This is a genomic window from Trinickia sp., from assembly GCF_057351765.1.
The window spans coordinates 1-14,586 of the sequence record NZ_JBMRBK010000004.1 but is presented as its reverse complement, the minus strand read 5'-3'; the positions used below and the strand labels follow the sequence as shown (position 1 = coordinate 14,586).

Genomic DNA, 14,586 nt, shown 5'->3' with positions numbered 1-14,586 from the left:
CCCCGTCGCGATCAGCCCCAGTGATCGTAATCGACGGTAAGCGGCGCGTGATCGCTGAACTTGATGTCGCGGAAGATGGAGGTCCGTTTGGCCTTCGCGGCAATACCGGGTGTCGCGATCTGATAATCGATCCGCCACCCGACGTTCTTGGCGTAGGCTTGGCCCCGGTTGCTCCACCACGTGTACTGCTCGGGGCGCGGATCGAGCGTGCGAAAGACATCGACATAACCGACTTCGTCGAACAGCGTCGTGAGCCATGCCCGCTCCTCGGGCAGGCAACCGGAGTTCTTCTGGTTGCTCTTCCAGTTCTTGATGTCGATTTCCTTGTGGACGATATTGACGTCCCCGCAGAGAATGACCTCGCGCGATTCGCGCAGCTTGGCCAGATGCGGCATGAATTCGCCCATGAAGCGGTACTTGGCCTGCTGGCGCTCGTCGCCGCTCGAGCCGGACGGCACATACACCGAAACGATCGACAGTTCGCCGAAACGCGCTTCGACATAACGACCTTCCGGATCGAATTCCGCGCTGCCGAACCCGATGACGACATCGTCGGGCTGGCGCCGCGTGTAAAGGCCCGCGCCGCTATAGCCCTTTTTGACGGCGTGCTGGAAATAGCCCGTGAAATCGTGCGGCGCAAGGAACTCGGGCGTCATGTCCTCCTGCGAACATTTGACTTCCTGTACGCACAGAACATCGGCTTCCTGGTTGCCGAACCATTCGAAGAAGCCTTTTTTCGCGGCAGACCGAATGCCGTTCAGGTTGGCGGTAATCACGCGCAGCATGCTCGTTTTCCTTTCGTTGCTCGTTGTTCGTTGATTCGACTGCGGCCCGCGATACCGAGGCACGCGTCAGACGACGGTCACGCCCGTCAGGGACGCCTTGGCGGGCGGATACTCGAGCGAAAGACTTTCGAATACGCGCAGCAGCAATGCCGCCACCATCACGTTCCGATGCGATTTCGAGTCCGCCGGCACCACGTACCAAGGGGCGTAGTCGGTCGATGTGGCCGCCAACGTATCGCGGTACGCCTTCTGGTAGTCATCCCATTGTTTGCGCGCATCCAGATCGGACACGTCGAATTTCCAATGTTTGGTCGGGTCGTCGATGCGCGCCTGCAGGCGGCCGCGCTGCTCTTCCTTCGAGATGTGCAGGAAACACTTGAGAATCGCCGTCCCGGAATCCGCAAGGAGCGCCTCGAAATGACGGATATGGCGCGTGCGGGCGGCGAACGCCTCGTCGTTCAGTTGTCCGTGCACACGCGGCACGAGCAAATCCTCGTAGTGGCTCCGATTGAAGATCGTCAGCTCGCCCGCCGCGGGCGCGTGGACATGCACGCGCCAAAGAAAGTCATGCGCGGCTTCGTCGAGTGTCGGCGCGCGAAACTGCACGATGCGCAGGCCCAGCGGGTCGACCTCGTGGAACACCGCGCGAATCGTGCCGTCCTTGCCGCTCGTATCCATGCCCTGCAAGATCAGCAGGACACGCTCGCGGCGTTGCGCGTGCAAGCGCTCCTGCATTTCGTCGAGTTGGACGGCGAGCGCCGCCAGCCGCTCGCGATCGGCCTGCTTCGAGCGGGCGGAGAACGGCTTGCCGGCCGGATCGAAGTCCGTCAGATTGAAGGCGTCGCTTTTCTTGCCGCTGTCGAAGAAGGGGACTCGGAAGTCGTCCAGATGCACTTGTTTTGCCATGACTTCATTCACGCCTTTCGAAGCCGCCGCCGTACCGCTTCATGAGAGCTTCTTCTTCAGTAGCTCGTTGACCTGCTGCGGATTGGCCTTTCCTTTCGTCGCCTTCATCGCCTGCCCGATCAGCGCGTTGAACGCCTTTTCCTTGCCGGCCCGATACTCGTCGACCGATTTCGGATTGGCCGCCAGCACTTCATCGATGATCGCTTCGAGTGCGCCCGTATCGGATATCTGCTTCAAGCCCTTGGCTTCGATGATGCGGTCCGCCGCAGCGTCGTCGGTCGCCTTCTCGTCCCAGATCGCAAGGAAGATCTCCTTGGCGATCTTGTTCGATATGGTGCCGTCGGCGATCCGTTGCAGCACAAGCGCCAACTGCGCCGCCGACACCGGGCACGCGCCGATCTCGAGACCATCGCGGTTCAGTTGCGACGAGACCTCGCCCATCAGCCAGTTCGCGGCCGTTTTCGCCTGCGAGGCGCCCAGCTTCGCCACGACAGCCTCGAAGTAGGCCGCCATTGCCTTGCTCGATGTCAGTACAGCGGCATCGTAGGGCGTCAACCCATACTGCTGCACGAACCGTTCCTGCATCGCGGCCGGCAATTCGGGCATCTCGAGCTTCACGCGCTCGATCCAGCCCGCATCGATCACGAGCGGCATCAGATCCGGGTCGGGGAAATAGCGATAGTCGTGCGCGTCTTCCTTGCTGCGCATCGAGCGCGTCTCGCGCTTATCCGGATCGTAAAGACGCGTTTCCTGCACCACGGTGCCCCCGTCTTCGATCAGTTCGATCTGCCGGCGCACCTCGTATTGAATCGCCTCTTCGAGAAAACGGAACGAATTGAGGTTCTTGATCTCGGCGCGCGTACCGAACTGCTCCTGGCCTACCGGGCGCACCGATACGTTGGCATCGCAGCGGAACGAGCCTTCCTGCATGTTGCCATCGCAAATGCCCAGCCAGACGACGAGCGCGTGGAGCGACTTCGCGTAAGCGACGGCCTCCGCCGCGCTGCGCATGTCGGGCTCCGTCACGATCTCGAGCAGCGGCGTGCCGGCACGGTTCAGATCGATACCCGTCATGCCGGCGAAATCCTCGTGCAGCGACTTGCCGGCATCTTCCTCGAGGTGCGCGCGCGTCAAATGGATCGTCTTTTCATAGGCGGCGGTGCCCGTCTTCTCGTTGGCCGGAACCTGGATCGTGATCGCGCCGCCCTGCACGACGGGGATTTCGTACTGGCTGATCTGGTAGCCCTTGGGCAGATCGGGGTAGAAGTAGTTCTTGCGCGCAAAAATGCTGCGCGGCGCGACCGTCGCCCCGACGGCGAGTCCCAGGCGGATGGCCCGCTCGACCGCGCCCTTGTTCATGACCGGCAACACGCCGGGCAGCGCCAGATCGACGGCGCATGCCTGCGTGTTGGGCTCGGCGCCGAAGCGCGTCGAGGCGCCCGAAAAGATCTTGGAGGCCGTCGAGAGCTGCGCGTGCGTCTCGATGCCGATTACGACTTCCCATTGCATGGTCATGCCTCCGGCGCTCGTTGGTGCCAGTCGGTCGCGCGCTGATACGCGTGAGCGATCTGCAACATACGGGCCTCGTTGAAGTAATTGCCGATGATCTGCAAGCCCACCGGGCGCTTCGCGCCCGCACCGGCGCCGAAACCGCAAGGCACGCTCATGCCGGGCAGGCCGGCCAAGCTCACCGAGAGCGTGTAGACATCCGCCAGATACATCTGCACGGGGTCGTCGCCTTTTGCGCCGATATCCCATGCGACCGTCGGCGCGACGGGCCCCATGATGACATCGCAGTGGTGGAAGGCTTCCTGGAAATCCTGCGCGATGATGCGGCGAATCTTCTGTGCCTGCAGGTAGTAGGCATCGTAGTACCCGTGCGAGAGCACGTACGTGCCGACGAGAATGCGGCGCTTGACCTCGGGGCCGAACCCTTCGGCGCGCGACTTCTTGTACATTTCGAGAAGGTCACCGTACTGAGCCGCGCGATGACCGTAGCGCACGCCGTCGAAACGCGACAGGTTCGATGAGGCCTCGGCCGGCGCGATCACGTAGTAGACCGGGATCGACAGCTCGGTCTTCGGCAGCGAAACGGGCACGAGCGTCGCGCCGAGCGCCTCGTACTCCTTGAGCGCTGCGTCGACGGCCGCGCGGACGTCATCGGCCAGACCGGCGCCGAAATACTCGTTCGGCAAGCCGATACGCAGGCCGGCAAGCGGTTTGTCCGCGCTGCCCGACGCACCCCAAGGCTTGTCGAGATAACGCCCGAAATCCTCGTCCTCTCTCGCGAGGCTCGTGGAATCGCGTTCATCGAAACCGGCCATCGCATTGAGCAGCAGCGCGCAATCCGCGGCGCTCTGCGCCATGGGCCCGCCCTGGTCCAGCGAAGACGCGAACGCGATCATGCCGTAACGCGATACGCGGCCGTAGGTGGGCTTGATGCCCGTCACGCCTGAAAACGACGCCGGCTGACGGATCGAGCCGCCCGTATCGGTGGCGGTCGCGGCGGGCGCGAGCCGGGCGGCGACGGCCGCGGCCGAGCCGCCCGACGAGCCCCCCGGTACGGCTCGCGTATCCCACGGATTACGCACCGGCCCGAAGGCGGAGTTCTCGTTCGACGAACCCATCGCGAATTCGTCCATGTTCGTCTTGCCGAGCGTCACCATGCCGGCTCGCGCGAGCCGCTCGACGACGGTCGCATCGAACGGGCTCTCGTAGCCGGCGAGCATTTTCGAGCCGGCCGTGGAGTGCCAGCCGCGTGTCACGAACACGTCCTTGTGGGCCACCGGCACCCCGGTGAGCGGGCCGGCGTCGCCCGAGGCGATCCGGGCGTCGGCCGCGCGCGCGGCCTCGAGCGTGCGCTCCGGCGCGACTTCGATGAAGGCGTTCAATTCGCGCGCAGATTCGATGCGCTCGAGAAAGAGCTGCGCGAGCTCGACGGCCGAGATCTGCCGCGTCGCGAGCGCGCGGGAGAGCTCGGTCAAACTGTTGGCGTGCATGTCTGGTTCGTTCCTGTCTTGAAGACGATTCGGTTACTCGATCACCTTCGGTACGAGGTAAAGGCCGTCCTGGACGGCCGGCGCGCACTGCTGGTTGCCTTCGCGTGCGACTGTTTCCGTGACGACATCGTCCCTGAGCCGCAACGCGACATCCTCGATCTGCTCGATCGGATGCGCGAGCGGGGCGATGCCGGCCGTGTCGACCGCCTGCATCTGCTCGACGAGGCCGAAAAACTCGTTGAGCTGGGCGAGCGTCGGCTCGGCGTCGGCCTCGGGCAGCTCGAGCCGCGCGAGATGGGCGATGCGTTTCACATCGGTCAGGGTCAAGGCCATGCGTCTCACCGGAGAAAAAGGGGCCTCGCGCGGTGCCCGAAACGGCGCCGCGCGAAACTGTTGGAGTGCCGCTCCAGACCCCCGAACAGCGGGCCGGGAACGGCAAAAAGGACCGTCCGTTTACTACAAATAGGTCGAAATTATAAGGTATCATTACGCGTTCGAACCAAACCCGGACCGTCCCTCGCAGGGGGTTTTGGCGCTGAAAACCACGCTGCCGCCTCGCCTCGTGCGGCCTTCCGGTCGAATTCATCGCAGCTTCGCGCTCGCGGTGGGCGGTACGCAGGTATCGGCGCACCGTTCACGCCCGATCCCGAGGCTTTTATTTTTTCCGCTGCCGCGGCAGCGCCCAAGGTGGCGAAGCCCGGCTCTTCCCCGGCGAGACAGGAATTTCATGTTCGGCTTTTTGCGCAGCTACTTCTCGAACGATCTGGCGATCGATCTCGGCACCGCCAACACCCTCATCTACATGCGCGGCAAGGGCATCGTCCTCGACGAACCTTCCGTGGTATCGATCCGCCAGGAGGGTGGTCCGAACGGCAAGAAAACCATCCAGGCGGTGGGCCGGGAAGCCAAGCAGATGCTCGGCAAGGTGCCGGGCAACATCGAGGCGATCCGGCCGATGAAAGACGGCGTCATCGCCGATTTCACGGTCACCGAGCAGATGATCAAGCAGTTCATCAAGACGGCGCATGAATCGCGCATGTTCTCGCCGTCGCCGCGCATCATCATCTGCGTGCCCTGCGGCTCGACCCAGGTCGAGCGCCGCGCGATCAAGGAAGCCGCGCACGGTGCCGGTGCCTCGCAGGTCTACCTCATCGAAGAACCGATGGCCGCGGCGATCGGCGCGGGCCTGCCGGTGTCGGAGGCCACGGGGTCGATGGTCGTCGATATCGGCGGCGGTACCACGGAAGTCGGCGTCATCTCGCTCGGCGGCATCGTCTACAAAGGCTCGGTGCGTGTCGGCGGCGACAAATTCGACGAAGCCATCGTCAACTATATCCGCCGCAATTACGGCATGCTCATCGGCGAACAAACCGCCGAAGCCATCAAAAAGGAAATCGGCTCCGCGTTCCCGGGCTCGGAAGTCAAGGAAATGGAAGTCAAAGGGCGCAACCTGTCCGAAGGCATTCCGCGCAGCTTCACGATTTCGAGCAACGAAATCCTCGAAGCGCTGACCGATCCGCTGAATCAGATCGTCTCCTCGGTCAAGATCGCGCTCGAGCAAACCCCGCCGGAACTCGGCGCCGATATCGCCGAGCGCGGCATGATGCTCACGGGCGGCGGCGCGCTGTTGCGCGATCTCGATCGCCTGCTCGCCGAAGAAACGGGACTGCCCGTGCTCGTGGCAGAAGATCCGCTCACCTGCGTGGTCCGCGGCTCGGGCATGGCGCTCGAGCGGATGGACAAGCTCGGCAGCATCTTCTCGTACGAGTGATGAGCTTCGCGGGCGCGGCGCATACGCCATCGCCGGGTCTCCCGGTGCGCTGAAGCACTGCGCCGCCGCCCGCTCACGATCACGCCCCCGGCGTCGACCATGGAATACAGTCCGCCGCCTCTGTTCAAGCAAGGCCCGTCCGCGCTTGCGCGGCTCATTTTCTTCGTTGCACTCGCACTTGCGCTGCTGATTTCGGACGCGCGTTTCAAAACGCTCGAAATCGTGCGCGGCGTGCTCGACGTCGGACTCTACCCGCTGCAGCGCGCGGCGCTGATCCCGCGCGATCTCGCGCTCGGTGCCACGAGCTTTGCGGTGTCGACGGTTACGTTGCGCAGCGACAACCAGAAGCTCGCCGCGAAAAATCTTCAGCTGTCGGTCGAAGCCAATCTGAACGCCTCGCTGGCGGCGCAAAACGCTCACCTGCGGGCGTTGCTCGATCTGAGCCACGAAATCGGCACCCAAACGACACCTGCTGAAATCCAATACGACACGCGCGATCCGTTCACGCAAAAGGTCGTGATCGGCCGCGGTTCGCAGCAAGGCATTCAGAACGGCTCGCCCGTCGTCAGCGAAGACGGCATGATCGGCCAGGTCACGCGCGTATTCCCGATGCAATCCGAGGTGACGCTGCTCACGGACAAGGATCAGGCCGTGCCCGTGCAGATCGTCCGCACGGGGCTGCGTGGCGTCGTCTACGGCACGCCCGCGGGCAATGCGCTGGAGCTGCGCTTCGTGCCGATCAGCGCCGATATCGTCGCCGGCGACGAACTCGTGACGAGCGGGCTCGATGGCGTCTATCCGCCGGGATTGCCCGTTGCGAAGGTAGCGCGCGTCGACAAACTGGCCGATACGGCGTTCGCGCGCGTGATTTGCGTGCCTGTGGCCAAAGTGCGCGGTGCGCGCGCCGTCCTCGTTCTTCATTACCAGAGCAATCTGCCGCCACGTCCGGAGCCGCAGCCGGAGCCTGGCGCGAAAGACCCGAAAGGCAAGAAAACCGGCAAGGGCGCGGATAAAGGGCAAAAGGGCGAGAAAGCGGCAGACAAGGCAGCAGACAAGGACGCGGAAAAAAGCCCGGGCTCGGAAAAGGGCGCGGCGAACAGCGTGCCGAAAGCCGGCGAGAAACCTGCGGCTTCCCAGCCGCCCGCCGCGAAGCCGGCCGATCGCGCAACGACGCAAGCCGCGGCGCCGGCAGGAGCGCGGCGATGAACCGTCCGCAATACATTCTGCTGCCGGTCAATCCGTACTTCATCGCGTTCAGCCTCGCCGCGGCGTTCTTACTGAATCTGATGCCGTGGGGTCATCTCATCGGCGTGCCGGACTTCGTCGCGCTCGTCGTGCTGTTCTGGAACGTGCATCAGCCGCGCAAGGTCGGCATGGGCATCGCGTTTTTTCTCGGCTTGCTGATGGATGTACACGATGCGAGCCTGCTCGGCGAGCACGCCCTCGCTTACACGTTGCTTTCTTACGGGGCCATCACGATCCACCGGCGCGTACTGTGGATGCCGCGCGGTCTGCAGGTGTTCGCCGTGGCGCCGTTGCTCGTCATCGCCCAACTCGTGCCGTTCATTACACGGCTTTTGATGGGCGCGGCATTCCCGGGCTGGGGCTATCTCGTGCACGGCTTCGTGGAAGCGGCGCTCTGGCCGCTTGCCTGCACGCTGCTGTTGATGCCGCAACGCCGTCCGGCGGATCCCGACGACACGCGGCCCATCTGAGCATGCAGAGCTCGCGCGCATGACCGAATTCAAGAACACCCAGCAGCAGCTCTCGCGGTTTCGCGTGCGCGTCGCGGCCGCGGGCCTGTTCGTGCTCGTGTGCTTCGGGCTGCTCGTCTTCCGTTTTCTGTTTCTGCAGGTCTGGCATTACAGCAAGTACTCGCTGCAGGCCGACGAAAACCGCATCTCGGTGGCGCCGATCGTGCCGAACCGCGGCGTCATCACCGATCGCAACGGCGTCGTGCTCGCGCGCAACTACTCGGCTTATACGCTCGAAATCACGCCCTCGAAGCTCGACGATTCGCTCGAAAACGTCATCGACAAACTGGCCACCGTCGTCAACATCGACGCGGTCGACCGGCGCCGCTTCAAAAAGCTTCTCGAGGATTCGAAGAATTTCGAGAGCCTGCCGATCCGCACCCGGCTCACCGACGAGGAAGTCGCGCGCTTCACGGCGCAGCGCTTTCGTTTTCCGGGTGTCGACGTCCGCGCGCGGCTGTTCCGTCAATATCCGCTCGGCATGACGGCGGCACACGTAATCGGCTATATCGGGCGGATCTCGCAGCGCGATCAGGAGCGCATCGACGCGGCCAGCGAGCAAAACGACAGCGACCCGGATCATTACGATCCGCGGCTCGACGCGAACAACTACAAGGGCACCGACTACATCGGCAAGATCGGCGTCGAGCAAAGCTACGAAACAGAGCTGCACGGCCTGACGGGTTTCGAGGAAGTGGAGGTCACGGCCGGCGGCCGCCCGGTGCGCACGCTGTCGCGCACGCAGGCCACGCCGGGCAATAATCTCGTGCTGTCGCTCGACATCGGGCTGCAGCAAGTGGCCGAGCAGGCGTTTGCGGGAAGGCGCGGGGCGCTCGTGGCCATCGAGCCCGCGACGGGTGACGTGCTCGCGTTCGTGTCAGCGCCGAGTTTCGACCCGAACGCGTTCGTCGACGGCATCGATCAGCCGACCTGGGATGCGCTGAACAACTCGCCGGACCATCCGCTTTTGAATCGGCCGCTTCACAGCGCCTATCCGCCGGGCTCGACTTACAAGCCGTTCATGGCGCTGGCCGCGCTCGCGCTGAAAAAGCGGACGCCCGAATGGGGATTCCACGATCCGGGCTTTTATACGTTCGCTGGCCACACGTTCCGCAACGACGTGCCGCAGGGCCAGGGCTGGATCGACATGAACCGCGCCATCATGGTGTCGAACGACACCTATTTCTACATGCTCGCGCACGATCTCGGCGTCAACGCGATCGCCAACTTCATGAAACCCTGGGGTTTCGGCCAGATCACGGGCATCGACATCGCGGGCGAGGCGCGCGGCATTCTGCCTTCGACGGACTGGAAGAAAAAGGCGTATCGCAAGCCCGAACAGCAGCGCTGGTACGAAGGCGAAACGATCAGCCTCGGGATCGGCCAGGGCTATAACTCGTTCACGATGCTGCAGCTCGCGCACGCCACGGCGACGCTCGCCAACGACGGCGTCGTCATGCGGCCGCACCTCGTCAAGGAAATCGAGAACCCGATCACGCATCAGATGCGCCTCACGGTGCCGCATGAAAGCGGACGCATCACCACGGTCACCCAAGCCGATCTCGATCTCGTGAAACGGGCGATGGTTGCCGTCACGAGCAATCCGTCCGGCACCGCCTATCAGGTTTTCCGCAATGCGCCCTATGTCGTCGGCGGCAAGACTGGGACGGCGCAGGTGTTTTCGTTGCAGGGCCAGAAATATCATGGCGGCGCGCTGGCCGAGCATTTGCGCGACCATTCGCTTTTCATCGCGTTTGCGCCGGCCGACCATCCTCAAATCGCCGTTGCGCTCATCGTCGAAAACGGCGGCTGGGGGGCGAGCGTCGCCGCGCCGATCGTGCGCAGCGTGCTCGACTACTATCTGCTTCAACGTAACAAGCCCGGTGTGCTGCAAGCCGCCGTCGCGACCGCGGCCTCGGCCACGCAGGCGGCGTCGGAGCCGGCAATCGGGCAACCCGCGGCCCAGCCTGCAAGCGCGGCCACACCGGTCACAGTGGCACCGGGCTTCAAGCCGCTGCCGCTGCCCGAGGTTCCGGCCTCGGCAGCCGCGGCGCCGGCACCGTCGGCGGCCGCACCACAGCCCGCACCACAGCCCGCGCCGACACCGCCCAAGCCGCACACCGTATCCGACGAGGCTCTGGCGCCGGCGCGCGACAATCGCGCGGTGCGGACATCGGGCACGGCGAGCGCGAGGCCGGCTTCGGCCGGCGCCGACGATTAACGGAGGGCCACTTGAACTTCGATAAACGGGTCTGGCTCGAACGGCTCAAGAGCATGTTCATCGGCTTCGACCGCCCGCTCGCGCTGACTGTCTTTCTGCTGCTTTGCGTCGGTATCGTCACGCTATACAGCGCGAGCCTCGACGTTCCCGGGCGCGTGGAAGATCAAATGCGCAACATCGTGCTCACGTTCTTGCTGATGTGGGTGCTCGCCACCGTGCCGCCGACCACCCTCATGCGCTTCGCCGTGCCGCTCTACACGTTCGGTATCGCGCTGCTCGTGGGCGTAGCGGTCTTCGGCATCACGAAAAAGGGCGCCAAACGGTGGATCAACGTCGGTGTCGTCATCCAACCGTCCGAGATCCTCAAAATCGCGACGCCGCTGATGCTGGCCTGGTATTACCAAAAACGCGAAGCCGGCCTGCGCTGGTACGACTTCATCGTCGGTTTCGCCTTGTTGCTGCTGCCTGTCGGTCTGATCGCCAAGCAGCCCGATCTCGGCACGGCGATGCTCGTGTTCGCGGCCGGCTTCTTCGTCATTTACTTTGCGGGACTCTCGTTCAAATTGATCGCGCCGGTGCTGATCGCGGTGGTCATCGGCGCGAGCTCGGTCGCCATTTTTCAGGATCGGATCTGTCAGCCCGAAGTGCAATGGCCGCTCATGCACGATTACCAGAAGCACCGCATCTGCACGCTGCTCGATCCGACATCCGACCCGCTGGGCAAGGGCTTCCATACGATCCAGGCGGTGATAGCGATCGGTTCGGGCGGACCGCTCGGCAAGGGCTGGCTAAAGGGCACGCAGGCGCATCTCGACTTCATCCCCGAAAAACATACCGACTTCATCTTCGCCGTTTTTGCCGAGGAATTCGGGCTGCTCGGCGAAGTGGTGCTGCTATTGCTCTATACGGCGTTGATCGCGCGCGGCCTGTTCATCGCCGCCAATGGCGCCACGTTGTTCGGGCGATTGCTGGCCGGTTCGCTGACGATGGCGTTTTTCACCTATGCGTTCGTCAATATCGGCATGGTGAGCGGGGTCCTGCCCGTCGTGGGCGTGCCATTGCCGTTCATGAGCTACGGCGGTACCGCGCTGACGACGCTTGGTATCGCCGTGGGCCTCATCATGAGCGTCGGGCGACATAAGCGGCTGATGAAAAGCTGAACCGCCGGGCGGCGCTCAGTTCGATTTGGGCGGGCTCTTCGCCTCGCGTTGCAACTCGAGGCTCAGCTCCCTGAATTTGAGCCGCGCCGCCGGATCGCCCTGTGCCGCCGCAGCCGCGTAGTAGGCACGGGCGATATTGAGATTGCGCGTCACACCGTCCCCGCCGCGCTCGTAAAACGAGCCCGCGACATATTGCGCAGTGGCGTCGCCGCCCTCCGCGGCCTTTTTGTACCAATAGAACGCTTGCTGGTTATCGCGCGGGGTGCCGCGCCCGTCGAGGAACTGATTGGCGAGCGATAGCTGCGCTTGCACGTGGCCTTGCCGCGCGGCTTTCAAGAACCACCGGTGTGCTTCGGCGGGATCCCGCGCGACGAACTCGCCATCGTCGTACATCCTGCCGTAGACATACTGCGCATGCGACATGTTCGCGTCGGCGGCTTTGCGCAACCACTTGCGCCCTTCGTCGACGTTCGCCGGCCCCCCTTCGCCGTTGAGCAGCATCATCGCGTAGTCGAACTGGGCCAGCCGGCTGCCATGCTCGGCCGCGTGGCGAAAACCTTTGAGCGCGGCCTCGAAAGCGCCGGCGTTGTAGTCTGCAACCGCGCTTTGCGTCTCGGCATCGGCCGCGGCCTGGGGTACCCCCGCTAACGGCGAGACGCCCTGGGCGAGCGCGAATTCGCCGGGACCCGCCGCAGCGAGGCCCAACGCGAGCATCGCCAACGCTTTGAGGGGATTCGTGAATGGGCTCATCGTGCGCCTCCTCGCGCCAACCGGCTCTCACGATCATACCGTGACAATCGAGCCGGGGCTGTTCACGCTGACGGCAGGCCGGCGAACGGGGCCTTTCAAGCGCCGCGAGCGAAATCGGCCCAGCAGTTCGGCGTTTCGAAGAGCCGCACACGCGCGAGCCGCAAATTGACGCCATAGTGCGCGTCATAGACCGCGGCCAGCGTCTCGAAGGCGATCGCTGCGAGATTCTCGACGGTCGGTATCCGATCGAGTACGACGGTCTTATGCCCGGGCATCGAGTCGAGAAACGTCCGCACCGGCGTATCCCCGGCGTAGACGAGAAACGCGTGATCCCAGCGATTGACGAGATGCTCCATGGCCAGCGATTTCACATCGGCGAAATCCATCACCATGCCGCGATCCGGCGCGCCTTCCGTCTCCACGATATCGCCTTGCAGCGTGATCTCCAGCACGTAGCGATGCCCGTGCAGGTTGCGGCATTGGCTGCGGTGGTCGGGGATGCGGTGCCCCGCATCGAACTCAAGTTTTCGGGTAATCGTCAGCACGAGAGGCTCAGGGAATATTCAAATACTTATGGGTTTGCATCGACAGCCGCCACAACGGATGCCGCTTGCACCAGTCGATCGCGAGCCGCGTATTGAGGTCGCGCGCCGGCCCGTCCATCGGTTGCACGAGGAAATGCTCGAAATCGAGCAAAGCGTACTCCGCGAGGCGCTGATTGTCCTGAGGAATCACGACCTTCAACTCATTGCCTTTCGTCACGACGAGCGGTGCGTCCGCTTTGGGGCTCACGCATACCCAATCGATCGATTCGAGCACGGGCAGCGTTCCGTTCGTTTCGATGGCGACCTCGAAGTCCGCCGCGTGCAGCGCATCCACGAAGGCCGCATCGATCTGCAGCATCGGTTCGCCGCCCGTGCAGACGACGAAGCGGTGAGCCTCGCCGTCCGGCCACAGCGATGCGATCTTCTCGACGAGGGCAGCCGCGTCCCGATATTTGCCGCCATTTTCGCCGTCGGTACCGACAAAATCCGTATCGCAAAAACGGCAGACGGCTTGCGCGCGATCTTCTTCCCGACCCGACCATAGGTTGCAGCCGGCGAATCGGCAAAACACGGCAGGCCGGCCAGCGTTCGCGCCTTCGCCCTGCAGCGTGTAAAAAATTTCCTTGACCGCGTACGTCATGATTTCTTTCTGTCCATCTCGATGGGCCGGGCGGCGAATGAACGAGCGCCCGTACCGATATCGCCGAGCCGCCGCTACGTCGCTACGTCGGCGCCTGCGTCACTTTTTCGCCCGCGCGAAACGCCTCGTAACCGCGCTTTCGCAGGCGGCATGCCGGACATTCGCCGCAGCCGAAACCCCAATCGTGCAACTCGGAGCGCTCGCCGACGTAGCAGGTGTGGGTCTCCACGCGGATCAACTCGACGAGCGCGTGGCCGCCGAGCGATTCGGCGAGCCGCCATGTATCGGCCTTGTCGAGCCACATGAGCGGCGTCTCCAGCACGAACCGGCTCGCCATACCGAGATTGAGCGTGACTTGCAGCGCCTTCATCGTATCGTCGCGGCAATCGGGATAGCCCGAAAAATCGGTTTCGCACATGCCGCCGACGAGTACTCGCAGCCCGCGCCGGTAAGCGATCGCCGCCGCAATCGTCATGAACATCAGATTGCGTCCGGGGACGAAAGTGTTCGGCAGCCCATTCGCCGCCGCCTCGATCTCGATTTCGCGCGTCATGGCCGTATCGCTGATCGCGCCGAGCACCGACAGATCGACCGTATGGTCTTCGCCCAGACGTTCGGCCCACGCAGGAAATGCGCGCGAAAGCTGCTCGCGCACACCCTCGCGGCATTCGAGCTCGACGCGATGGCGCTGGCCGTAATCGAAGCCGATCGTCTCCACGGTGTCGTAGCGATCGAGGGCCCACGCGAGACACGTGGCCGAATCCTGCCCGCCCGAAAACAACACGAGCGCGCCGTTCTTAGCGTCTGTCTGAACCACCGTTAGAAACTCCGTGAACCAGGATGGGCGCGAACGCTCGCGCAGCGCCACCCGTGCAGTATATGCCTCGGCTTTTGGGGACAGGCGCCGTGGCGCTTATACGCAGTACCCGCCATGACGCATACGGATGCCGGGCCGATGCCATGAGAAAAACCCCAAGGACCTTTCGGTTCTTGGGGTTCGATACTGCTGGTGGCCTGGGGCGGAATCGAACCACCGACACGCGGATTTTCAATCC

14 protein-coding genes are annotated in these 14,586 nt (G+C 63.7%); 5 read left to right on the top strand and 9 right to left on the bottom strand.

Translation table 11 applies throughout. The annotated features are described in order from the left end of the window. Positions 1-11 precede the first annotated feature (11 nt). The 5 genes from ACO1XS_RS00580 to gatC all read right to left on the bottom strand — a co-directional run bounded on the left by ACO1XS_RS00580 (position 12) and on the right by gatC (position 5,023). A complete protein-coding gene (locus ACO1XS_RS00580) occupies positions 12-785 on the bottom strand; it encodes an exodeoxyribonuclease III (protein ID WP_331571200.1) in 774 nt (257 codons plus the stop codon). Positions 786-851: 66 nt separating this feature from the next. Further along, on the bottom strand, positions 852-1,691 hold the full coding sequence (locus tag ACO1XS_RS00575; protein WP_331571202.1) for a PPK2 family polyphosphate kinase: 840 nt from the start codon (positions 1,689-1,691) through the stop codon (positions 852-854). A 39-nt stretch (positions 1,692-1,730) separates the two neighbouring features. Continuing rightward, on the bottom strand, positions 1,731-3,206 hold the full coding sequence (gatB, locus tag ACO1XS_RS00570; protein WP_331571204.1) for an Asp-tRNA(Asn)/Glu-tRNA(Gln) amidotransferase subunit GatB: 1,476 nt from the start codon (positions 3,204-3,206) through the stop codon (positions 1,731-1,733). Further along, the gene (gene gatA / locus ACO1XS_RS00565; RefSeq protein ID WP_331571206.1) at positions 3,203-4,690 is read right to left on the bottom strand and encodes an Asp-tRNA(Asn)/Glu-tRNA(Gln) amidotransferase subunit GatA; all 1,488 of its coding nucleotides are present in this window, start codon (positions 4,688-4,690) and stop codon (positions 3,203-3,205) included. Before gatA ends, gatB begins: the two co-directional genes overlap by 4 nt. A 33-nt stretch (positions 4,691-4,723) precedes the next feature. Next, positions 4,724-5,023: an Asp-tRNA(Asn)/Glu-tRNA(Gln) amidotransferase subunit GatC gene (gene gatC, locus ACO1XS_RS00560; protein WP_331571208.1), complete on the bottom strand. Its 300-nt coding sequence runs from the start codon at positions 5,021-5,023 to the stop codon at positions 4,724-4,726. A 394-nt stretch (positions 5,024-5,417) separates the two neighbouring features. Between gatC and ACO1XS_RS00555 the strand changes: the two genes are divergently transcribed. The 5 genes from ACO1XS_RS00555 (at position 5,418) to rodA (ending at position 11,596) form a co-directional block, all read left to right on the top strand. Further along, the gene (locus tag ACO1XS_RS00555) at positions 5,418-6,461 is read left to right on the top strand and encodes a rod shape-determining protein (RefSeq protein WP_017772379.1); all 1,044 of its coding nucleotides are present in this window, start codon (positions 5,418-5,420) and stop codon (positions 6,459-6,461) included. Between the two features lie 99 nt (positions 6,462-6,560). After that, positions 6,561-7,667: a rod shape-determining protein MreC gene (mreC, locus tag ACO1XS_RS00550; protein WP_486389795.1), complete on the top strand. Its 1,107-nt coding sequence runs from the start codon at positions 6,561-6,563 to the stop codon at positions 7,665-7,667. Next, positions 7,664-8,176 carry a rod shape-determining protein MreD gene (gene mreD / locus ACO1XS_RS00545; RefSeq protein WP_173255846.1) on the top strand — a complete coding sequence of 171 codons (513 nt, stop codon included), beginning with the start codon at positions 7,664-7,666 and terminating at the stop codon, positions 8,174-8,176. Before mreC ends, mreD begins: the two co-directional genes overlap by 4 nt. Before the next feature lie 19 nt (positions 8,177-8,195). After that, on the top strand, positions 8,196-10,436 hold the full coding sequence (mrdA, locus tag ACO1XS_RS00540) for a penicillin-binding protein 2 (protein WP_331571212.1): 2,241 nt from the start codon (positions 8,196-8,198) through the stop codon (positions 10,434-10,436). An 11-nt stretch (positions 10,437-10,447) separates the two neighbouring features. Then, the gene (gene rodA, locus ACO1XS_RS00535; protein ID WP_331571214.1) at positions 10,448-11,596 is read left to right on the top strand and encodes a rod shape-determining protein RodA; all 1,149 of its coding nucleotides are present in this window, start codon (positions 10,448-10,450) and stop codon (positions 11,594-11,596) included. Positions 11,597-11,611: 15 nt separating this feature from the next. On the opposite strand, the gene ACO1XS_RS00530 is transcribed toward rodA, so the two are convergent. The 4 genes from ACO1XS_RS00530 to queC form a co-directional block, all read right to left on the bottom strand. Beyond that, positions 11,612-12,346: a tetratricopeptide repeat protein gene (locus tag ACO1XS_RS00530; RefSeq protein WP_331571216.1), complete on the bottom strand. Its 735-nt coding sequence runs from the start codon at positions 12,344-12,346 to the stop codon at positions 11,612-11,614. Between the two features lie 95 nt (positions 12,347-12,441). Further along, entirely contained in the window at positions 12,442-12,888 is a 447-nt protein-coding gene (queD, locus tag ACO1XS_RS00525; protein WP_331571270.1) for a 6-carboxytetrahydropterin synthase QueD, read from the bottom strand. A gap of 10 nt (positions 12,889-12,898) precedes the next feature. Next, a complete protein-coding gene (gene queE / locus ACO1XS_RS00520) occupies positions 12,899-13,531 on the bottom strand; it encodes a 7-carboxy-7-deazaguanine synthase (RefSeq protein ID WP_331571218.1) in 633 nt (210 codons plus the stop codon). A gap of 82 nt (positions 13,532-13,613) precedes the next feature. After that, positions 13,614-14,348 (bottom strand): 7-cyano-7-deazaguanine synthase QueC, encoded by a 735-nt coding sequence (gene queC, locus ACO1XS_RS00515; protein WP_486389794.1) that lies wholly within the window; start codon positions 14,346-14,348, stop codon positions 13,614-13,616. Positions 14,349-14,586 lie beyond the last annotated feature (238 nt).